This is a genomic window from Streptomyces sp. NPDC089424 (assembly GCF_044749345.1).
GTDB lineage: Bacteria > Actinomycetota > Actinomycetes > Streptomycetales > Streptomycetaceae > Streptomyces.
On record NZ_JBIVHU010000002.1, the window covers coordinates 459,347 to 479,200 of the forward strand.

18 protein-coding genes are annotated in these 19,854 nt (G+C 70.3%); 8 read left to right on the forward strand and 10 right to left on the reverse strand.

Annotation, left to right across the window (positions count from 1 at the left end):
- Positions 1 to 414: 414 nt before the first annotated feature.
- Entirely contained in the window at positions 415 to 2,787 is a 2,373-nt protein-coding gene (locus ACIP2X_RS09740) for a SpoIIE family protein phosphatase (protein ID WP_401669804.1), read from the forward strand.
- Between the two features lie 84 nt (positions 2,788 to 2,871).
- Here the strand turns inward: ACIP2X_RS09740 and ACIP2X_RS09745 are convergent, their stop codons facing one another.
- Positions 2,872 to 3,792, reverse strand: coding sequence for a hypothetical protein (locus tag ACIP2X_RS09745; protein WP_401669807.1), 921 nt, complete (start codon positions 3,790 to 3,792; stop codon positions 2,872 to 2,874).
- A gap of 39 nt (positions 3,793 to 3,831) precedes the next feature.
- Positions 3,832 to 6,111 (reverse strand): peptidoglycan recognition protein, encoded by a 2,280-nt coding sequence (locus ACIP2X_RS09750; protein ID WP_401669809.1) that lies wholly within the window; start codon positions 6,109 to 6,111, stop codon positions 3,832 to 3,834.
- A 373-nt stretch (positions 6,112 to 6,484) separates the two neighbouring features.
- Here ACIP2X_RS09750 and ACIP2X_RS09755 point away from each other — a divergent pair, with 373 nt between their 5' ends.
- The 3 genes from ACIP2X_RS09755 to ACIP2X_RS09765 all read left to right on the forward strand — a co-directional run bounded on the left by ACIP2X_RS09755 (position 6,485) and on the right by ACIP2X_RS09765 (position 8,459).
- Positions 6,485 to 7,117 (forward strand): RNA polymerase sigma factor, encoded by a 633-nt coding sequence (locus ACIP2X_RS09755; RefSeq protein ID WP_401669811.1) that lies wholly within the window; start codon positions 6,485 to 6,487, stop codon positions 7,115 to 7,117.
- The gene (locus ACIP2X_RS09760; RefSeq protein ID WP_401669814.1) at positions 7,114 to 7,836 is read left to right on the forward strand and encodes a hypothetical protein; all 723 of its coding nucleotides are present in this window, start codon (positions 7,114 to 7,116) and stop codon (positions 7,834 to 7,836) included. The genes ACIP2X_RS09755 and ACIP2X_RS09760 overlap by 4 nt, the downstream gene beginning before the upstream one ends.
- 92 nt (positions 7,837 to 7,928) lie before the next feature.
- The gene (locus tag ACIP2X_RS09765) at positions 7,929 to 8,459 is read left to right on the forward strand and encodes a hypothetical protein (RefSeq protein WP_401669816.1); all 531 of its coding nucleotides are present in this window, start codon (positions 7,929 to 7,931) and stop codon (positions 8,457 to 8,459) included.
- A 4-nt stretch (positions 8,460 to 8,463) separates the two neighbouring features.
- Here the strand turns inward: ACIP2X_RS09765 and ACIP2X_RS09770 are convergent, their stop codons facing one another.
- Positions 8,464 to 9,060 carry a CGNR zinc finger domain-containing protein gene (locus ACIP2X_RS09770; RefSeq protein WP_401669818.1) on the reverse strand — a complete coding sequence of 199 codons (597 nt, stop codon included), beginning with the start codon at positions 9,058 to 9,060 and terminating at the stop codon, positions 8,464 to 8,466.
- 87 nt (positions 9,061 to 9,147) lie between these two features.
- Here ACIP2X_RS09770 and ACIP2X_RS09775 point away from each other — a divergent pair, with 87 nt between their 5' ends.
- The 3 genes from ACIP2X_RS09775 to ACIP2X_RS09785 all read left to right on the forward strand — a co-directional run bounded on the left by ACIP2X_RS09775 (position 9,148) and on the right by ACIP2X_RS09785 (position 12,146).
- Positions 9,148 to 9,951: an MBL fold metallo-hydrolase gene (locus ACIP2X_RS09775; RefSeq protein ID WP_401669821.1), complete on the forward strand. Its 804-nt coding sequence runs from the start codon at positions 9,148 to 9,150 to the stop codon at positions 9,949 to 9,951.
- A gap of 102 nt (positions 9,952 to 10,053) precedes the next feature.
- Entirely contained in the window at positions 10,054 to 11,244 is a 1,191-nt protein-coding gene (locus ACIP2X_RS09780) for an alpha/beta hydrolase (protein ID WP_401669824.1), read from the forward strand.
- A gap of 203 nt (positions 11,245 to 11,447) precedes the next feature.
- On the forward strand, positions 11,448 to 12,146 hold the full coding sequence (locus ACIP2X_RS09785; protein WP_401669827.1) for a 2-phosphosulfolactate phosphatase: 699 nt from the start codon (positions 11,448 to 11,450) through the stop codon (positions 12,144 to 12,146).
- A 30-nt stretch (positions 12,147 to 12,176) separates the two neighbouring features.
- Here ACIP2X_RS09785 and ACIP2X_RS09790 read toward each other — a convergent pair whose 3' ends face one another.
- Positions 12,177 to 13,085, reverse strand: a complete 909-nt coding sequence (locus ACIP2X_RS09790; protein ID WP_401669830.1) for a haloalkane dehalogenase — start codon at positions 13,083 to 13,085, stop codon at positions 12,177 to 12,179.
- A gap of 153 nt (positions 13,086 to 13,238) precedes the next feature.
- Between ACIP2X_RS09790 and ACIP2X_RS09795 the strand changes: the two genes are divergently transcribed.
- Complete coding sequence (locus ACIP2X_RS09795) at positions 13,239 to 13,943, forward strand: GNAT family N-acetyltransferase (protein ID WP_401669832.1); 705 nt, start codon at positions 13,239 to 13,241, stop codon at positions 13,941 to 13,943.
- On the opposite strand, the gene ACIP2X_RS09800 is transcribed toward ACIP2X_RS09795, so the two are convergent.
- The 6 genes from ACIP2X_RS09800 to ACIP2X_RS09825 all read right to left on the reverse strand — a co-directional run bounded on the left by ACIP2X_RS09800 (position 13,880) and on the right by ACIP2X_RS09825 (position 19,810).
- The gene (locus ACIP2X_RS09800) at positions 13,880 to 14,470 is read right to left on the reverse strand and encodes a hypothetical protein (RefSeq protein WP_401669835.1); all 591 of its coding nucleotides are present in this window, start codon (positions 14,468 to 14,470) and stop codon (positions 13,880 to 13,882) included. The two genes, ACIP2X_RS09795 and ACIP2X_RS09800, sit on opposite strands and share 64 nt — an antisense overlap.
- A gap of 118 nt (positions 14,471 to 14,588) precedes the next feature.
- Entirely contained in the window at positions 14,589 to 15,299 is a 711-nt protein-coding gene (locus ACIP2X_RS09805) for a S1 family peptidase (RefSeq protein WP_401669837.1), read from the reverse strand.
- Between the two features lie 149 nt (positions 15,300 to 15,448).
- Positions 15,449 to 17,662: a xanthine dehydrogenase family protein molybdopterin-binding subunit gene (locus ACIP2X_RS09810; RefSeq protein ID WP_401669840.1), complete on the reverse strand. Its 2,214-nt coding sequence runs from the start codon at positions 17,660 to 17,662 to the stop codon at positions 15,449 to 15,451.
- The gene (locus ACIP2X_RS09815; RefSeq protein ID WP_401669842.1) at positions 17,659 to 18,648 is read right to left on the reverse strand and encodes an FAD binding domain-containing protein; all 990 of its coding nucleotides are present in this window, start codon (positions 18,646 to 18,648) and stop codon (positions 17,659 to 17,661) included. The genes ACIP2X_RS09810 and ACIP2X_RS09815 overlap by 4 nt, the downstream gene beginning before the upstream one ends.
- Positions 18,635 to 19,165, reverse strand: coding sequence for a (2Fe-2S)-binding protein (locus tag ACIP2X_RS09820; protein WP_401669844.1), 531 nt, complete (start codon positions 19,163 to 19,165; stop codon positions 18,635 to 18,637). The genes ACIP2X_RS09815 and ACIP2X_RS09820 overlap by 14 nt, the downstream gene beginning before the upstream one ends.
- A gap of 150 nt (positions 19,166 to 19,315) precedes the next feature.
- Positions 19,316 to 19,810 (reverse strand): hypothetical protein, encoded by a 495-nt coding sequence (locus ACIP2X_RS09825; RefSeq protein ID WP_401669846.1) that lies wholly within the window; start codon positions 19,808 to 19,810, stop codon positions 19,316 to 19,318.
- Positions 19,811 to 19,854 lie beyond the last annotated feature (44 nt).

Sequence of the window (19,854 nt, forward strand, 5' to 3'; positions counted from 1 at the left end):
CTCATTGCGCCGTGAGGCGGAGGAAGAGGTCGATGCCGTGACACGGAACGCCAGAGCCCGGCCGGCCGGCGCTCCCGTTGTCGATGCGCTCTCCGACGAACATTCGATCCGGCTATGACGAAGCGCAGGGCTGCTACATCGGCTACGTGGGCAGTGTCTTCCGCACACCGGACGGCCGTACGGCTGTCCGGTGGAGCGAGCGGTACCGCGGATTCCCGGATCAGGCCCTTGCGAGCCGTCTCAGCCAGGGCGCGCCACCTTGTCACAGAGCGGAGCGCCGTCCGGTCAACTAGTCGAAAAGAGACAAATTTCACCCTTCCACTCATACCGCCGCGCTTCACGGCCACCCCGGAACGGAACAGTTCGATGCCCGAGAACACGACCAGCATCGGCCGAGTGACACTCGGTGAGCGGATGCTTGCATCTGACATATCCGACACGGCGTTCGCGCTGCTCGACGACCGGGGGACGGTGGTCGCGTGGACGCAGGCCGCCGAGTACCTCGTCGAGTACTCCGCGGGGGAGATGGTCGGCCGATCCGTCGGACTCGTCCTCCCGTGCTTCGAGGCAGCGCCGACGATGCCGGCCTACGTCGAACGGTGCCGCGAAGGCATTGGCTGGTCGGGCGTACCGGCGGTGCGCCACCGGGACGGCCGCATGATCGACGTCGGGATGCGGATCTCGTCGCTGCGGGGGCGCGACGGAGCAGCGCGGTGGCTCGTGTCGGCGACCGACATCGGCGTGCCGTCCGGGGACGCGGTCGACGCGTTGCTGCGGGGGTCCCTCCTTGACCGCGCCCCGATCGGTGTCGTCGTCCGTGACCTGGACCTCCGGTGTGCCTGGGTGAACGACGCGATGGAAAGCCACGACGGCATCTCCCGGGAGCGGCGACTCGGACGCGGGCTCACCGACGTATGGCCAGGTGTCGAGACCGAAGCCACTGAAGCGGTGATGCGACGAGTCCTGAGGAGTGGCAGCACCGATGTCCACGAGTACCGGACATGGCTGCCGGCGAGTCGCGGACAGGAGCGCCCGTTCGCGGTCTCGTTCTCCTGCCTCCGGGGTGCCGACGGCAAGGCGCTGGGCGTATGCGCCATCAGTGCCGATCTCACCGAGAGCCGGCTGGAGCGCGAACGCATGGCGGTCCTCGATGAGGTGGGCACTCGCCTGGGAGTGACCCTGGACGTGATGCAGAGCGGTCAGGAGCCGGCCGATCTGGCAGTGCCGCTGTTCGGCGACTTCGTCACCGTCGACCTGGAGCAGTCGGTCCTTCTCGGCGAGGGACCCCCGGTCCGCGTCGGCACCGTGGGCGAGCGCCTCCCCTTGCTCCGCCGCGCAGGTCTGGCCCCGGTCGTCCAGGGAATCCCGGAATCACTGTGGGTGCACGGTGAGCCGGTGCCCATGGGTCCCGCCTCGCCCTACGCGGAGGCCCTGCGCACCGGGAGGCCGTGCCTGGAGGCACTCCTGGGCACCGCTCGGGGCTCCTGGCTCGACCAGGACCCGGAGCGGGCGCAGGAGATCGCCGCGGAGTTCGTCCGCACCGAGAATCCGGCACCGTTCCACGAGGACGACGTGCTCCTGGCCGAAGAGTTCCTCGAGCGCGCATCGGTGTCGTTGGACAACGCTCGCCAGTACCGCCGCGAGCAGACTGCGGCGCTCGCACTCCAACGGTGTCTGCTCCCCCGCCGTCTGCGGGGCGGTGCGGCCGTCGAGGCGGCCTCGCACCACCTGCCCGCCGACATCGACAGAGGTGTCGGAGGTGACTGGTTCGATGTGATCCCGCTGTCCGGTGCCCGGGTGGCCCTGGTGGTCGGCGACGTGGTCGGGCACGGCATCAACGCTGCCGCGGCGATGGGGAGGCTCCGGGCCGGGGTCCACGCCCTTTCCGGACTGGAACTGTCCCCCGACGAACTGCTGGCGCTCATCGACGAGGCGGTCCAGCGAGAGGCTGAAGGAGACGCCGACGACGCCGAGCACGGCACCGCGCCGGTGGGGGCCACGCTTCTGTACGCCGTCTACGACCCGGTGACCCGCCGGTGCACCATGGCCGCGGCCGGGCACCCGCCGCCCGCGATCATCGACCCCGACGGTCCGGTCACCTTCCCCGACCTCCCCACCGGGGCGCCGCTGGGCATCGGTCTGGGAGTCCCCTTCGAGTCCATGGAGCTGGAACTGCCCGAGGGAACTCTCCTCGCCTTCTACACCGACGGCATGATCGAGCACCGCGACCGGGACATCGAGGAAGGCATGCACCGACTGGGCGCCGACCTCGCACGACCGGACATGTCCCTGGAGGACCTGTGCACCCGGGCGATGGAGCCGGTCCGGAGCCAGACGGCCCGCGACGACGCCAGCCTGCTCCTCGTCCGCACCCGCGCACTCACCCCGGCGCAGGTCGCCACCTGGACCCTGCCCCATGACGAGACCGCCGCGTGCCGGGCCCGGAACCTGGCCGCCGTCCAACTGGCCGCATGGGGCATGGAAGGTCTTGAGGACTCCACCAAGTTGATCATCAGCGAGCTGGTCACCAACGCCGTCCGCCACAGCACCGGCCCGATCGGTCTGCGCCTGATCCAGCATCAGGTCCTGACCATCGAGGTGTCCGACACCGACCCCCGCGCCCCCCGTATGCGCAGCGCGCGCAGCACGGAGGAGAACGGCCGGGGTCTCGCCCTGGTCGCCCGGCTCTCCCGCCGATGGGGCTCCCGCCCGGTGCCGGGCCACAAGGTCGTCTGGGCCGAAGCGAACCTGGCTCAGCCGCCGTCCAGTACACCTTGTGCCGCATGAGGCGCCGGCCAGGGACGGACTGATCACGACGGAACCGACTGCAACAGATGGCCCGGCCGCCGCTCGCGGCCGGGCCATCGCGGATCAGGACCTCACGAGGGTGATGCCGGCGCTCGGGAAGCCGGTGTCGACGCTCACGGGGTAGTCGTGATCGTCCGCCCTGCCCACCCCGCGGAGCACCGCCTCGCCCGGCTGGAAGGAGGCGGTGGGGTCGATGTTGCTGGGGAAGGAGACGGTCCACGGCACCGGTGCGCCGGGCTCGCAGAGGACGACCAGGTCCTCGTACGAGCCGGTCGCGGTTTCACGCTTCCGGACCTGGTAGGCGCTGACGGTCAGGGTGATGCGGGTCGGCTTGTTGCAGGTCACCGTGCCGCCGACGGTGATCTCGCCCGTGCGGGTGTCCACCGTCCCCGTGGTGTTCAGGCCCATGCCGATGGCGAGCTCCGCCGGCGGCTCGGGCATCCGGGCGTGGAGTTCGCCGCGCACGGGCAGCGTGGAGCCGCTGCAGTAGCGCTCGAAGGTGGCGTCGACCTCTCGGATGTAGCCGTAGGGGCCGTAGGCGATGTGCTGGATGGTGAAGGAGCCGGTGCCGCTCTCGCAGTACCTGTCCGTCACGCTGAACTGCAACTGCGGGTCCTGCGGCCCGGCGTCGGGCCAACTCGAGGCGTTGGTGTAGGTCGTGCCCTCGGTCAGCTTCTGGCCGTAGGGAGCCTCCATGTGCAGGAACCAGCGCTCGCCCTGCGGTGTGACGACGGTCGCGCCCACGGCCGACTCCGAGACCGGGCCCGAGATGTCGAACATCTCGGTCGTGTCGGGAGTGTAGGTGTGGGACTCGCCGCCGGAGATGTACTCGCCGGGCTCACCACTGAAACTCAGCGACCCCGTGACCGCCTCGTGGGCCTGCGCCGTGCCCGTCAGCGGTGCCGCCGTCAACGCCAGGGCAACTGCCGCCGTGAGGGCGGCCGCCGTACGGGCCGGACGACGGCCCGGCATCCTGGTTCTCATCACGCTTCTCCTCATGGGAATCATGGGAATGGTGCGGGGCTACTTGATGTGGACGAGGCCGTCGGTGGTGATCGTGGGTCGGCCGCTGGTGCCGACGACGACGATCTTGACGGTGTGCTTGGCGCTGCTGGACCAGGTCTTGGTCCAGATCGCCTGGCGGTAGAGGGTGGTGGCGGACTTCAGGTCGACCGTGCTGACCTTGACGCCGTCCACGTACACGTAGGCCTGGCCGGAGGTGGAGGCCCGGGAGACCACCCAGGAGGCGGAGCGGCCGGTGAACGTCCAGGTGAGACTCGCGCCCTTGGAGGCGCTGGAGTACGACTTGCCGCCCAGGTAGCTGGTGGAGGACCGGGTCGTCCAGGTGCCGGACCTGGCGGCGGAGCTCTCCTGCAGGATCATCGGGGTGTAGGAGGGCGACGTCGTGCGGTAGTTGCCCGCGGCGTCGTAGGCGCGCATCGACCAGATGCCGGCGGTGCCGGACTTCGCGGTGCGGCTGGAGGCCGTGGTGGTGGGGCCGAAGGTGGCCGTGGTCGGGGAGAGCAGCTTCACCGAGCTCAACGCCTTGTCGTCGGCGGCCTTCCAGCCGAGGGTGACCGGGACGGCGGTGGTGTTGACCGTGCCGGTGCGCAAGGAGATCTTCGGGGTCGTGGTGAAGGTGGGAGCCGTGGTGTCGCCGACCACGGTCACCGCGGCGGTGGTCGTGGTCCTGCCGGACTGGTGGACGGCCCGTACGGCGACGGAGTGGCTGCCCGCGGCGACGGTGGCGGACGCCGACGTGGCGGTGCCGGCGGCGGTGGCGACGGCCTTGCCGTCGACCAGCAGCTCGTACTTGGAGATGAGCGCGGCCGGCGTGGTTGCCGACCAGCGCGGGGTGATGGCGCCCTTCGTGTAGTACGTCGAGCCCGACAGGCCCGCCCCCGTGATCGAGGTGACCTTCAGGCCCTGTACGGGACCGGCCGCCCAGGCGCGGATCGTGGACAGCTGGGGGTACAGCGAGTTGCCGGGGCACTCGGTGTTGAAGGCGTCGCGGTGACCGGAGATCCGCTTGAAGGTGTACTTGGTGCCCGCGGTGAAGCTGGTGCCGGTGTAGTTCTTCTGGGTCGCCCCGGCGTTGAGCTGGACGGTGCCCGCCGGGTCGGCGCCGTACTGGCCGAGCTTCCAGGCCGCGACACGGGCGACGGAGGCAAGCGCGGCGTTGGAGGCGCTGAGGGAGGTGTGCTCGCCGAGCACCGCGATGCCGGTGGCCTCACGGTTCCAGCCATAGGTGTGGGCGCCGAGCACCGGCAGGTCGACGCCGCCCTTGCGGCCCTCGAAGATGGTGCCGCACTTGTCGACGATGAAGTTGTAGCCGACGTCGTTCCAGCCGCTGACCTGCGTGTGGTAGGCGTAGATGCCGCGCACCAGGGACGCCGACTCGGCGCAGGAGTAGTCGTTGGCCCCGGTGGTGTGGTGGACGAAGACGGCCTTCACGTCGGCGTTGTACTCGGACGGGTCCGGGCTGAGCGACTCGTCCGCGCCCCAGCCGGCACGCGAGGTGATGGGCGGCCGGGGCACGCTCGACGGCGGCGCGGTGGGCTTGGTGGCCGACGGGCTCGGGGTCGGGCTCGGGCTCGGCGGGGCCGAGGGGGACGCCGAGTCGGTGGGTGCCGCCGTGGGCGTGGTGTCGGTCGGCTCGGGGGACGCCGGATCGCTGGGCGCGGGGGACGCGGGGTCGCTCGGTGCCGGGGGTGTGGTGGTCTGGCCGTCCGTCGGCGTCGCGGTGGCGTCTTCGGTGTCAGTGGCCGCCGGGCTGCTCCCCTCGGCGACGAACGCCGCCGGCTCGGGCGCCTGCGCCTCGGCGTCGGTCACCACACCGGGATCGACCAGGCTGACCTTGAGCCCCTTGGGCAGTGCGCCCGTCGTGCCGTCCTCATGAACGACCTGGACCTCGACGGCGTCGGAGGGACCGACCCACAGCGGCTCGGACGCACCGCGCATCCCGGCCTTCGGATCCTCCGGCGGGTCGACGTTCACCTCAAGTTCCCGCCAGTCGCTCCACTCGTCGCCCTCCAGAGCGCGGGTACGGACCTGGGCCGTGCCGTCGAGACGCTTCACCGCTCCGGTCCAGGAGACGCCGACGAGGGAGAACTGCTCCGTGTCCGTGCGGGGCAGCTCCCGCTTGCCGGATCCGGTGCCCTGCAGCGTGAGGTCGTAGACCTTGACCGGACGCTTGGCCCGGCCCTCCGCGCCCGGTCCCGTCGGACTGGCGACCGCGTACGTCACCACGCCTCCGCCCCCGACGACCACCGCGGCGAGCGTCAGCCACGTCCGCCGTTTCAAGCTCAGTGGTCTGTACGCATGCGATGTACGACGACTCACGATGTATCCCACCCCATGGAAGGCCCGCCAGGGCCACTTACGAACGTCGATCGAGGCACACCCCTCGGGGCGGCCCGCACGTCCCAGCGCGCCTCAGCCGCTTTCCGTCACGCGGGATCGGGTCGCGGTGACGTAGATCACTACCGGGAGGTGCGCGGCGAAGGGCCGTTGATCGACCACGCTCCCGCCCGGAGCGGCGGACGACTGCCCGGCCGGGCACCGCCGGCCACGGGCGCTGATGTGAGGCGTGACATTCTGTTCGCTCCTGTCGCTGGGATGGATGGGGGTTACATACGGCACTCGTGTGTCGTGCGAACGGAACGAAGAGGGAAGCGTGGCCAAGGGTGGGGACAGCAGGCGCAGGCCAGAGGTGTACGACGACGAACTGGGAGAGGCGGTCGCGCGTGCGCAGCGCGGTGACGAGGCTGCCTTCTCGACGGCGTACCGCCTTGTTCACCCGCCCTTGCTGAGGTTCCTGCGGGGGATGGTCGGCGAGGACGCCGAGGACGTGGCTTCCGACGCCTGGCTGGAGATCGCACGCGACCTGAGCCGCTTCCGCGGTGACGGAGCCGGCTTTCGGGCCTGGACCGCGACGATCGCCCGGCACCGGGCACTCGATCACCTGCGTCGGCTCAAGAGCCGTCCCCGCGCGTCCCCACTGGAACATGACGACCTCGTGGGCTTTCCGGCCCGCCAGGACACGGCGAACGAGGCCTTCGAGAGACTCTCCACCGAGCGGGCCCTCGCTCTGATCAACACCCTGCCCCGCCAGCAGGCAGAGGCCATACTCCTCCAGACGGTGATCGGCCTCGACGGAGCTTCCGTGGCGCGCGTCATGGGCAAACGACCCGGCGCGGTCCGCTCAGCCGTGCACCGCGGCCTGAAACGGCTCGCCGGGCAACTCGCCGTGTCCGGGAGCGAGCACGTGACGAATTCCGACTCCCGACCGCTGGGAGAGGCAAGATGACCGCCGACCGATCTGGAGACGCCGTGCGCCGCGAGGAGGAACAGCAGTCCGTGACCGTGGACGACGTCCTGGCCGCCGCCGCTCGTACGGCACCCGCTGCTCCGCGGACGCCCGAGTACGTTCTGGCCGCGTTCCGTGCGGCACGTGACGAACACGGCGCGGGCCTGCCCACCCGTCCCATGGACGACTGGCGCGCTGTCGAACCACCACGGCGCAGACGCTGGATCAGGGTCGGGGCCGGTGCTCTGGTCGGCGGCGTGCTGTTGGGCGGGGTGGCCGTCGCCACCGGAGCGATCCCCTCGCCCTCCCAGCGCCCCGCCCCCTCACCGCCGGGTCAGACATCGCCCGCGCCGCGCATCTCGTCGCCCCCTTCGACCGAGCCCGGGAGCGGAGCCGGAGCGGCGACTCCAGGGGCCCGCGACGACAGACCCGCCACTGAACGACCGCCCACGGCACAGGACCAGGTGGCCCACTGCCGCGCCTATGCCCAGCAGGCACAGCGGGACACCCCTGCCGACAACGCCGTACGGCAGCGTCTGGAGGAAGCGGCGGGCTCCCCCGAGAACGTGGCCTCGTACTGCGCCGGAGTGCTCGCCCAGTCGACGCGCACGCCTCCTGCCCCGACGCCCGAGGCGACGAGACCCGACCCGTCCCCCGGATCTCCCAAGGGCGAGGGCAAGCAGCAGAACGAGACCACGGACCGCGGGAAGTCACGGTGAGCCGCTGCGAATTGCCTGACTGAGCCGCTCGCGCCCGCTCGGGGCGGTCGGTACGCCGGGAGATTGTCGGACCCCGTCCATAGGATCACGGCATGCCTGATGCCTTCACCGTTCTATGGACCCAAGACACGTGCCGTGCCCTGCGCAGGGCGGGCCGCGTGGGTGAGCGACCGCCGGTCGCCTTCAGCGGCGTTCACTCGTCCCTGCCCGCGTGGAGCGGTGTTCGCACCGGGGACGAGGTGTACGCGCTCCACGTCAACCGGCGCGAGGTCTTCGTGGTGAGTCGGATGCGAGTGATCGACAGGGAGCGGCGCGCCTGCTGCGGCGCGGCCCCGGCGAGCTGGGAGGACCCTGCGTATCCCGGGCACGACGACTGGTCGATGCTCGGCGCGGGTGGCTGCGGCGCCGAGTCGGTGCATGTGGACGCGACGCCCGTGCGCTTCGACATGCCCGTCCCCGGTGAGCTGCTCGCGCGGCTCACCTGGCGGAACCGTCGAGGTCGGACCCGCGGTCCGAAGTACGTGGTGGACGGCCGTCTCGAGAACTCGGTGAGTCTTCAAGGCTTCTACCGCCTGACCCCCGAAGCCGCTGACGAGTTGGCAGAGGTCGTCTCGGGTGGCTGAGGCGTCACGGGGAAGCGGTGGTGCGGCGGGCGTAGGCGCGGGCGGCTCGGGCGCGGTCGCCGCAGCGGGTGGAGCACCACTGGCGGCGGCCGTAGCGCAGCAGGTAGCGGTTGCAGGGGGCGGAGCCGCAGGCGGTGAGGCGGTCCGCTTCGGTGCCGGTGAGCAGGTCGGAAGCGTCGGCGGCGAGGGTGGCCAGGGCGTGGTCCACGATGGCGGTGGTGGGGTGTGAGGTGGCGCGGTAAGGGCCGGTCTTCTCGTCCCAGAGCAGCAGCGGGGCGGTGGGGACGCGGGTCATCGCGTCGTTGACCGCCTGCACAGCCGCCGGGAGGGCGGGCAGGTTCTCGGCTCGGGCGGCGAAGAGCGACCTGATCTGCTCGCGCAGGGAACGCAACTGCGTCACGCACATCTCCCGCATCCCGGCGTCGGCCGGCGCGAGACCGCGTTCCGTCAGCCAGTGGTCGGCCTGCGCGGGGGTGCCCAGGAGATCGACCGTGTGCCCGCTCGTCAGGGCGATCGCGCTGTTGGCGAGGGCGAGAGAAAGGTGTTCCTCCTCGCCCTGCGCGGGCGGAAGGCCGGGCTCTTCGATCAGGGGCTCCCTCATGTTCCTCATGGTACGGCTTGCACGTATCCGTGAGATGCGTCTACGGTCGTATCACGGTTTAATTGCTTCCATCCGTGAGGTCTGGCCATGTCTTCCCTTCCCACGACGACCAACTCGTTTCCCGTCCGCGTCTTCGGCGGTCCGACCGCCCTCTTCGAGTACGGCGGCCTGCGATTCCTGACCGACCCGACGTTCGACGCACCCGGCGACTACCTCCGGCCCGACGGCCGGTTCCTGACCAAGACCGCTCCCGCCACCGGCGCACCCTCCGACCTCGGAGCCGTCGACGTGGTCCTGCTCTCGCACGACGAGCACCCCGACAACCTCGACACCTCCGGCCGCGCCCTGCTCGCCGACGTGCCGCTCACCCTCACCACACCCGGCGGCGGACAGCGACTCAAGGACAGGGGCGTCCACGCGGCCCGTGGCCTGTCCGACTGGGAGTCCGTCGAGCTGGACCGCCCGGACGGCGGCACGATCACCGTGACCGGTGTCCCCGCCGTCCACGGCCCCGGCCCGCGGGAGACGGTCGAGTCGATCACCGGCCAGGTCGTCGGCTTCGTCCTGGCGGGAGAGGGTCTGCCGACGGTCTACGTCAGCGGCGACAACGCTTCGCTCGACGTCGTCGCGGAGATCGCCGACCGTTTCGCCCCCGTCGGCACCGCCCTCCTCTTCGCCGGCGCCCCCCGTTTTCCGGAGCTCTTCGACAACGAGCTGATCGTCCTGGACAGCGCCAGGGCCGCCGAGGCCGCCCGGCTCCTCGGTGCCCGGCGCGTCGTCCCCGTCCACTACGACAGCTGGGCCCACTTCACGGAAGGGCGCGACGACCTGCTGGCCGCGTTCACCGCCGCCGGTCTGACCGACCGTCTGGACTGGGGCCTGCGGGACTGAGTCACGGCGTCGCCGTCGTCAGGTCCGCGACCTCCTCCCGAACTACGTCACATCACGGAAGCTGGGGCGTCCCGCGCATTCCTGTCGTTCGCGTCAGCTTTCGTGGACGGCTCCGGCCGGCAGGGGGTGTACGAGGCGCTCAAGCGCGACGGTTACCACGTGGCCGTCGTGCAGAACCCCAGGCTGTCGCCGGACGGCGACGTGGCCGCGACCCGGCAGGTCATCGACGCGCAGCGGGGGCCGGTGATCCTGGTCGGTCACTCCTATGGCGGGGTGGTGGTGACCGAGGCAGGCAACCAGGAGAAGGTGACGTCCCTCGTGTACATCGCCGCGTTCGCCCCCGACAAGGGCGAGTCGGTGAACACCCTGATCTCCGACCCGCCGCCCGGAGCCGCGGTTCCGCCGATCCTGCCGCCGGTCGACGGGTTCCTGCACCTGGACCGCGACAAGTTCGCCGAAGCGTTCGCGGGCGATCTGCCGCGCGCGCAGGCCGAGTTCCTCGCCGGCTCGCAGGTGCCCTGGGGTCTGGACGCGGCGGGCGGCGCGGTGTCGACGCCGGCCTGGCGCACCAAGCCCTCGTGGTACCTGGTGGCCACCGACGACCGTACGATCGCGCAGCGCGCGATGGCCGAGCGCATCGGCGCGCGGACCGTCGAGGCCGAAGGCAGTCACGCGATCTACGTCTCCCAGCCGGCGGCCGTCGCCGACCTGATCCGGCAGGCGGCCGGCTCATGCCCGAAGGGGCAGCGGCACGCGCTGCCCGGCCTCGCACCGCCTGAACAGGCAGCTGTACGCGCGGCCTCGCACCGCCCAAGCAGGCAGCGGCACGCGCTGCCAGTCCTTGAACCGACCGGGCAGCGCGTGCTGAACGGCTCCATGAGCAGGCCGATGGGCCCGCGCCGTGCGGGCTCCCGCGGGTTCGTTCCCCCCGTTCATCCGCAAGGCGCTGTGGGTCCTCCTCGACGTCGTGGAGGCGACCGCCGCTCCGGGCGGCGCGAGCTGGCCCTACGACACATCCTCGCCGCCCGCGAGGCCGGGCTGCACACGACCTCCGCTCGGCTGGACTTCGTCCTCCTCGGCGCCGACGCGCCGGCTGCCGCGAACGACGAGGAAGCCGAACTCCGCTTCGAGACCACGCTGTCGGTGGAGGGTCGCGAACGCCGGCCGTTCGAACTCGCCCGGACGCACCTGTACTACGGCGAGCGGCTGCGTCGCGGCCGCTCCGCCGCACAGGCCCGCGGTCACCTCGACACCGCCGCCCACGCGTTCACCCGTCTCGGTGCGACCCCCTGACCAACAAACAGATCGGGGAGAAGCTCTTCCTCTCCCACATTGACCGTGTCGACCCACCTCTACCAGCTCTTCCTCCAAGCTCGGCATCACTTCGCGCCCCGCCTTGCGTGACGCGCTGGAGTCACTTGACCCCCAGTGATCCCCCGATCCGGGCTCGCGTCGCCGCCTGGCTCCCGCGGGTCAGGATGCGCGATCATGACCGGATGGACGCTCGTTTCCTTGGTATGGCCGAGCTGGTCGACACCCCGTCGGCGGCGGTCGTGGTCGACGTCATGCGTGCTTTCACCGTGGCTGCCTGGGCCTTCGCGCAGGGGGCGGAGAAGATCGTCCTTGCCGAGTCGCTGGACGAGGCGCTGTCGATCAAAGCGCGTCACCCGGGCTGGGTGGCACTCAAGGACGGTCCGCCCATGACCGGGTTCGACACCGTCAACTCACCCGGTCTGCTGCGGTCCTTGAACCTGGACGGACGGACCGTCGTGCAGAAGACCACGGCCGGCACGGTCGGGGCGCTCGCGGTCAAGGATGCGCCACTGGTGCTGTGTGCCGGCTTCGTGGTGGCCGAGGCGACGGCACGACTCCTGCGGACACATGGATGCGGCAGTGTCACCTTCGTGGTCACCGGCGAGGACGGGCGCGCCGAGGAGGATCTGGCGTGCGCCCACTACATCGCCCACAGGGCCGCCGGGCGGGAGACGGACGCCGCCGCGTTCCTCCGCCGCGCCGGCGAGTCGCGTGCCGCCGCGGAGTTGTCGACGGGCGTGCGTCAAGGAACCCACCCGGACGACGTCGCGCTCTGCCTCGAACTCGACCGGTTCCCCTTCGCCATGGTGGCGGCCCCGGAGGACTCCCTCATGGTCCTCCGGCCGTGCGCCGTGCCCTCGCTGACCGACGAGGTGCGGTGAGCGGGCCGGGGCCGGGCGAAGCCGCCACGCTCAGGACTCGTTGAAGAAGTCGACGGCGACCTGGGCCAGTGAAGTCCCGGCTTCCTCCTGCACGAGGTGCCCAGCCCCGGCCACCACCGGGTGCCGGCGGCCACGCGCGCCCGGGATGTGCTCCTGCATGGCGGCGGCCATCGGCTGGGTGAACACCTCACCGTCGCTGAAGGCGCAGAGGAAGGGGATGGCCAGCGTGGACAGTGTCTCCCAGATCTGCAACGACGCGGGTGCGGTGGGGTGGTCCGGGCTCACAGGCACCAGCCCCGGCATCGCCCGGGGACCCGCCTTGTAGGAGTCGTCCGGGAACGGCGCGTCGTAGGCGGCCAGGACCGCAGGCGGCAGCGGGGACTGCGCCAGATCGGCGATGAGTGCGGAGACACGCAGCCCGGGGGTGTTCTCGATGGTGCGTCGGAACTCCCACCAGGCGGCGGGCATCTCGACATGACCGTACGGGATGCCGCTGTTGGACAGCACCACGCGGGAGAAACGCTCGCGGTGCTCGGGCAGCAGGCCCAGACCGATGGCCCCGCCCCAGTCGTGCCCGAGCAGGTTGATGTCACGGAGGTCCAGCGCGTCGACGACGAGGGACGTCATCCATGCGACGTGGCGCGCGTAACTGTGATCCCCCACTTCTGCGGGCTTGTCCGAGCGTCCGAAACCCACCAGGTCGGGCGCCACCACCCGAAAGCCGTTCCGCGCGAACACCGGAATGAGACGCCGGTAGAGGAAGGACCAGGTCGGCTCGCCGTGCAGGAGCAGCACCACGGGCCCTTCCGCGGGCCCGGCGGTGACGTAGGCCGTCCGCAGCACTCCTCCGTCGCCGTCAGCGATCTCGACGTAGGACGGCGGGAAGTCGAAGCCGGGAAGCTCCGCGAAACACTCTTCCGGAGTACGCAAAAGGTTCATAAACGCACATTACAGCCGCATAGTGGCCCGCACCCTCAGGACCCCTGCGACGTCCCCGTCGACCAGACCGTCGACGCGGCGGAGAGGCCGCCTCGACGGCATGACATCGTGTCGTTGCACTGGCCCCGCGCACGACATGAGAGGTACGGCACGATGGTGAACCGCGACGAGTTCGTACTCGACGACCCGGTGGGTGAGTCGCTGCGCGGTCGTCACCGGCATCTCGCCCGCAGCCTGGGCAGGGCCGCCGTCTATCTGCCCGACGTCGCCACCTTCGCCTCGGTGTCCTTCGATCCGGACCCGGAGAGGTGGGAGGACCTCGCCCGCCTCCTCGGCCGGGGCGCGTTCGCCGACATGTTCAGCTGCCCGGCGACCCCGCCGTCCGACTGGGAGCCGGTCTTCGTGCTCGACGGACAGCAAATGGTCTGGCCGGACAACGGTCCGGCGGGTATGCCGCATGACGGGACTGGACCCGATGTGGTCGAACTCGGCGCGGACAGCGTGCCGGAGATGCTCGACCTGGTGGCGCGGGCCCAACCGGGGCCGTTCTGGCCGCGCACCCACACGCTGGGCACCTATCTCGGCATTCGCGAGCACGGCACTTTGGTGGCGATGGCGGGTGAACGGCTCCGGCCTCCTGGCTGGACGGAGATCAGCGCGGTCTGCACCGCCCCTGAAGCCCGGGGGCGCGGATACGCCGCCCGTCTGGTGAGCGCGCTCGTCGCGCGCATCGCGGCCCGCGACGAGGGAGCCTTCCTCCACGTGGCCGAGGCGAACTCCACCGCGATCGCCCTCTACAAGCGACTCGGCTTCGTACCCCGCAAGCAGGTGACCTTCCGCGGGTTCCGTACGCCGTGAGGGCTGGAAGCCCACGCGGGTACGGGACTTGAGGCACTACAGGCCTCCAGTCGCTTGATCTTCTTGCGCACCATGTACAACGGAATCACGCCGAACACCCCGAACGAGATGTCGATCAGCGACCACCACAGGGGAATGCCCCTGATCGGTCCGCAGATCAGGGCGAGCGGGACGATGCCGGCGCAGGCGATCATCCCGAACTCGACGACCCAGATGTTGCGTACGGGATCGCGATAGGGGCCGTAGAAGGCGACGGCGATGACGAGATGGGCGAACGCCAGCCAGTCGGTGCCGTAGAGCAGGAAGGGGTATTCGGCGTCGGCGGTGTCGAGTCCGCGCCGGACCCGCTCGATCCACTCCATGAGCCCCGGAAGGTGTTCCGGCACGGACAGGGACCGGAACAGGTCCTCGGTCAGGCGCAGTTCGTGCACCAAGGGGAAGGCCGTGACACCGCTCAACGTCAAGCAGACCACGAAGACGACCACCCAGACGCGGATGCCCTTGAGCAGGGCGGCTCTGTCGCTCATGACGGGCAGCCTACGCCCCTAATTGAACACGTTCAAAACTTGGCTCGCACCGGGCCATCAGCGGCGCCAGGTCGAGCAGCTGGAGCCTCCTCGACCGTGACCCGCGGGCGGAAGGAGCTCAGTAGACACTCAGGCCGTACGCCGACAGCCCCTCGACCACCGGCTGGTAGTAGGTGAAGCCCCCGGAGCTGCAGTTCCCGCTGCTGCCGACGATGATGCCGACGGCCGTCCCGCCCGAGAAGGCGGGACCACCGGTGTCTCCGGGTTCGGAGCAGACGGTGGACCGGAAGAGGCCGTGGACGGTGCCCCCGCCGTAGTTGACGGTGACGTTCACTGCCTGGACGGTCCCGCAGCGGTATCCGCTGGTCCGCCCGACGTGGCAGATCGACTGTCCGACGTAGGGATTGGCCGCACCGGTGATGTCGCGGGAACCGGTGGCGCCGAGCGAGACCTCGCCCGGGTAGGCGACCGCCGTGTTGGTGTACCGGATGCTCGCGTAGTCGTTGCCCGGGAAACTCACTCCCGCGGTGACGCCGACAGCCACGGTCAGGGCGGCGTCGGCGTACCAGGTGTGGGCGCCCTGGGCGCACCGGCCCGACAGCAACGCGTACATCGCGGTGCCGGAGCGGGCGTTGAAGCCCACGGTGCAGCGGATGCCGTTGCTGTACAGGGTGTCGCCCCCGCGCACTGACACGGCCAGCTGTTGCGCCAAAGGCGCACCGGCATGCGACGCCGATCCGAAGGCGGTGGACCAGCCGAACAGCAGCGCCAGCACGACGACGGCCCGGACGACTCCTCGGACGGGCCTTCCGCGATGCGTCGGACTCACCAGTACCTCCCCTGCCAGGCACCCGCCAGTGTGCACCTCTGCGAACCGGATGGGCAGGCTGAAAGACGCCAACCCCGGCGCGTCACAGGTCAACTGGTGTGGTGGGCAGGGAAAAACTGGTGCGGTGGGCGGCCCGGCTCGGGCCGTGGTCAGAGCATCAGCTGGTCGATGGTCATGGGCAGGGACCGCAGCCGACGGCCGGTGGCGTGATGGATGGCGTTGCCGATGGCCGCCGCCAGACCGACCAGACCGACTTCTCCGACGCCCTTCGTGCCGGTCTTGGAGGCACGGTCGGGTTGACCGCAGAAGATGACCTCGATCTTGGGGATGTCCGCGTTGACCGGCATCAGGTAGTCGCCGAAGGTCGCGTTGGCCACGCGTCCGGTACCGGCGTCGGTGGCGGTCTCCTCGAACATGCCCTGGCTGATACCGCCGACGGTGCCTCCGATGATCTGGCTCCTGGCGGTCTTCTCGTTGAGGATGCGGCCGCCGTCGATGGCGGTGACCACGCGCGCCACTCGCAACAGGCCCAGCTGCGGGTCGATACGGACCTCGACGAACTTCGCTCCGAAGGCACCGGCGGGGGCCATGCCGATCTTCTCGGCCTCGGGCGGCGTGTTACGGCCGTCCGCGCTGAGTTCCTCCAGGCCGTGCCGGGCGAGAACGTCGACGAAGGCCTCGCCCTGGTCCGGTGCGTCGATGCGGTACAGCCGGCCCCCGCCGACCGTCACGTCCTCAGGTCGGGCCCCCCGCAGCGGGGAGGCCTCGTCGTCCCGGACGACGTCGAGGAACTCGTGGACGAGTTTCTCGCACGCGATCCGGACCGCGCCCGACAGGGCTCCGGTGAGCCCGGACCCGCCGGCCATGGGCGCGTACGGCATGTCGGAGTCGCCGAGGTCGAAGCGGACCTTGCCGATCTCCAGTCCGAGGAGTTCGGCCGCGAGCTGCGTCATGACCGTGTAGGTACCGGTGCCGAGGTCGGCGGCGGCGCTGCGCACGTAGGCCGAGCCGTCGCGGCGCAGCGACGCCCGTGCCTGGCAGGGGGTCTGGAAGAAGGGGAAGGCCCCGGCCGCCATCCCGTACCCGACGAGCCACCGTCCGTCCCGCATCGAGCCGATCTCGGGTGTGCGCAGGGACCAGCCGAAGCGTTCCGCGCCGAGGGTGTAGCACTCGCGCAGCGCGTTGCTCGACCAGGGCAGTCCCAGGACCGGGTTCGTCTCGGCGAAGTTGCGCAGGCGGAAGGCCAGCGGGTCCATGCCGATGGCGTGGGCCGCCTCGTCGATGGCGGACTCCAGGGCCCAGTTGCCCTGTGCTTCGGCGGGCGCGCGCATGGAGCCGGGGCACGGGATGTTCAGCCGTGCCTGCCGGTCCCGCGTAAGGGCGTTGGGGCAGGCATAGGCGACCGCCGTGCCGGAGGCCACCGGTTCGTAGTCGTCGTCCTCCATGGTCACCGACGAGATGCTGTGGTGTTCGATGGCCGTGAGGTCGCCGGCCCGGGTGACGCCGATCTTGATCTGCTGCACGCTGTCGGGGCGGTGCCCGACGGAGGTGAACATCTGCGGCCGGGTGAGCACCAGCTTCACCGGGTGCCTGACCTCGCGGGCCGCCAGCACCGCCAGGATGGTGTGGGACCACACGCGCAGGCCCGCACCGAACCCGCCGCCGATGAAGGGGACGAGAACCCGGATCCCGCTCTCGGGGATTCCGAAGATCTGCGCGATCGACGTGCGTACGTTGTGCGGCCACTGCGTGGAGTCGTGGATGGTGACCGAGTCGCCGTGCCAGGCGGCGACGGTGGCCATCAGACCGAGCGGGTTGTTGGTGTTGTCCGGGGTGGTGTACCGCTCGTCGATCACCACGTCGGCCTCGGCGAAACCGGCCTCGACGTCGCCGCGTTCGTGGTCCATGCCCCACGGGTTCTCCACGATCTGAGCGCGGGGGTCCTCCGTGTCGAGCAAGGGCTCGGTGGTCTCGTAAGCCACGCGCACCAGGGACGCCGCGTGCCGGGCCTGCTCCGGGGTGTCGGCCACGACGACGGCCACGTGCTGGCCGTAGTGCAGGATCCGGTCGTCCTGCATGGGCGCCGGCACGGACGGCCCGAGCAGGGTCATCGGCCCGCGCTCCAGGTGCGGTGCGGTCAGGTGCGTGATGACGGTGAGGACGCCTGGGGCGGACTGCGCGTCGGAGGCGTCGATGCTGCGGATGCGTCCGGCGGCGACGGTGCTGCCGACCAGGGCCGCGTGCACCATGCCGGGGTAGCTGAAGTCGTTGGGGTAGTTCGCCGTGCCGGTGACCTTCAGCGGGGCGTCGACGCGGTCGATGCCTTCGCCGACCACCGGCGTGCGAGTCTCCAGGGTCGTCATGACGGCACTCCCGCGACGGTCTCCAGAGTGCGCACCAAGGTGCGCTTGGCCAGTTCGACCTTGAAAGCGGTGCCGGGCAGCGTGCGGGCGCCTTCGAGGGCGGCCTCGGCCGCCTCCCGGAAGGTGCCCTCGGACGCCCTGGTCCCCCGCAGTACCTCTTCGGCGCCCCAGGCCCGCCACGGGATGGTGCCGACTCCGCCGAGGCCGATCCTGGCCTCGCGGATGGTGTCGCCGTCCAGCTCCAGGGCGACGCCCGCCGAGGTCAGGGCGAACTCGTAGGACACGCGGTCGCGCACCTTGATGTAGTGCGAGCGCGTGCCTTCCGGCAGCAGCGGGATCTCCACCTCGGTGATCAGCTCACCGTGGTTCAGGACGTTCTCGATGTGTGGCGTGGTGCCGGGTGGGAGGTAGAACTGCGTCAGCGGAATGGACCGGGGGCCGTCCTGGCCCTGGACGTGCACGATCACGTCGAGGGCGACGAAGGGAACCGCGACGTCGGACGCGTGCAGGGCGATGCAGTGCTCGCTCGTGCCCAGGATGGCGTGCATCCGCTGGATACCGGTGATCGCCGCGCACCCCGAACCGGGATCGCGCTTGTTGCAGGCACCCACGGTGGGGTCGCGGAAGTAGCGGCACCGCGCGCGCTGGAGAAGGTTGCCGCCGATGGTGGCCATGTTCCGCAGCTGGGTCGAGGCTCCGAGCAGGAGTGCCTCCCGCACGAACGGCAGCCGTTCGCGCAGCACGGTGTCCGCCGCGAGGTCCTCCATCGTGGTGAGGGCACCGACATGCACGGACTCCGGGGTGTGCATGATGCCCCGCAGCGGCAGCCTGGTGATGTCGACCAGTCGGTCGGGATGCAGGACGCCGTCCTTCATCAGGTCCAGCTGTGTGGTGCCACCGGCGAGAAAGGATGCCTGGGAATCCGCGGTGGCGACGGCTACGGCGTCGTCGGTCTGGGTGGGCCGGACATATTCAAAGGGACGCATCGTTGCCCTCCCCGGCGACTTCGCGTATCGCGGCGCAGATATTCGGATAGGCCCCGCAGCGACAGATGTTTCCGCTCATGAATTCACGGATGTCCTCGTCGGTGCCTGCGCGTCCCTCGGCTTGCAGGGACACCGCGGACATGATTTGTCCTGGCGTGCAGTAACCGCACTGGAACGCGTCGTGACGGGCGAAGGCCTCTTGCATCGGGTGCGGGTGGTCGTCGTCCCCGAGCCCCTCGATCGTGGTGATCTCGCAGTCGTCGTACTGGGCCGCCAGGGCGAGGCACGACACGATGCGCCGCCCGTCGACAAGGACGGTACAGGCACCGCAGGCTCCCTGGTCACAGCCCTTCTTCGCGCCCGTGAGCCCCAGATGGTCACGCAGGGCGTCGAGGAGCGTGACCCGCGAGTCGAAGCGCAGTCGGTAGGACTCGCCGTTGACCCGCAGGGTGACGTCCACGCTCGGGAGCTCCGGAGTGTCTACGCTCGGGCGCGTCGTGGTTTCGACATGCTTCATAGCGCCTCGATTCGATCGATCCCGGCCAGGGCGATATGACAGAGCACCTCGTTCCGAAGCGCTATTCGTCGATACTAAAACCGGCCTGTCGGAGCCCGCCATTCGTGGGATGGATCATGTCCGCGCGGACCGCCGGGGTCCCCCGGACATCTACCTCTTCAGGTGGGACATGAGGACGCGCATGTCGTTGACCATCGCCTCTTCATACGTCGACACGTCCGGGGTCTCCGGGGCCTCGTCCGCCGACTGTTCCGCGTCGTCGCCGAGGTAGCTGACCACGGCCGAGAGCCCGAGGGAGAGCACCGCACCGCCGTCACGGACCCGCAGCTCCGTACTGCTGAGGTCCGAGGTGATCAGGTACGCACCGTCCCCGAGGCCGGTGACGGCCTCCACCTCCTCCTCGGCCACGACCTCGAGGCCCGTCACCCGCCGCTGCGCGTCGAACTCGACGCCGGGATCGGTCTGCTTGTGCAGTGTGACACTGACACTGACGGTGTAGTCGACGAACCAGCCTCCGCCGGCTCCCGCCGCCGGCGCGTCAGGGCGCAGGTGTATGGAGCACTGGAGGTGGTCGAGGGCGGGATCCTGCGTCAGTCCGGAGGACATCACGCTGACGCTGTCCATGGGCGCGATCTCCGTGCTCATGGAGGGCAGTTGAACGGTGCGGCAGGCGCGCTGCGTCAGCTGGT

Excerpts from the sequence above, each read along its gene's own strand:
- ACIP2X_RS09825 (WP_401669846.1), bottom strand. The coding sequence starts at position 19,810 with ATGAGCACGGAGATCGCGCCCATGGACAGCGTCAGCGTGATGTCCTCC.
- ACIP2X_RS09740 (WP_401669804.1), top strand. The coding sequence starts at position 415 with ATGCTTGCATCTGACATATCCGACACGGCGTTCGCGCTGCTCGACGAC.
- ACIP2X_RS09770 (WP_401669818.1), bottom strand. The coding sequence starts at position 9,060 with ATGAGGGAGCCCCTGATCGAAGAGCCCGGCCTTCCGCCCGCGCAGGGC.
- ACIP2X_RS09790 (WP_401669830.1), bottom strand. The coding sequence starts at position 13,085 with ATGAACCTTTTGCGTACTCCGGAAGAGTGTTTCGCGGAGCTTCCCGGC.
- ACIP2X_RS09745 (WP_401669807.1), bottom strand. The coding sequence starts at position 3,792 with ATGAGAACCAGGATGCCGGGCCGTCGTCCGGCCCGTACGGCGGCCGCC.
- ACIP2X_RS09815 (WP_401669842.1), bottom strand. The coding sequence starts at position 18,648 with ATGCGTCCCTTTGAATATGTCCGGCCCACCCAGACCGACGACGCCGTA.
- ACIP2X_RS09795 (WP_401669832.1), top strand. The coding sequence starts at position 13,239 with ATGGTGAACCGCGACGAGTTCGTACTCGACGACCCGGTGGGTGAGTCG.
- ACIP2X_RS09800 (WP_401669835.1), bottom strand. The coding sequence starts at position 14,470 with ATGAGCGACAGAGCCGCCCTGCTCAAGGGCATCCGCGTCTGGGTGGTC.
- ACIP2X_RS09760 (WP_401669814.1), top strand. The coding sequence starts at position 7,114 with ATGACCGCCGACCGATCTGGAGACGCCGTGCGCCGCGAGGAGGAACAG.
- ACIP2X_RS09785 (WP_401669827.1), top strand. The coding sequence starts at position 11,448 with ATGGACGCTCGTTTCCTTGGTATGGCCGAGCTGGTCGACACCCCGTCG.
- ACIP2X_RS09810 (WP_401669840.1), bottom strand. The coding sequence starts at position 17,662 with ATGACGACCCTGGAGACTCGCACGCCGGTGGTCGGCGAAGGCATCGAC.
- ACIP2X_RS09765 (WP_401669816.1), top strand. The coding sequence starts at position 7,929 with ATGCCTGATGCCTTCACCGTTCTATGGACCCAAGACACGTGCCGTGCC.
- ACIP2X_RS09775 (WP_401669821.1), top strand. The coding sequence starts at position 9,148 with ATGTCTTCCCTTCCCACGACGACCAACTCGTTTCCCGTCCGCGTCTTC.
- ACIP2X_RS09820 (WP_401669844.1), bottom strand. The coding sequence starts at position 19,165 with ATGAAGCATGTCGAAACCACGACGCGCCCGAGCGTAGACACTCCGGAG.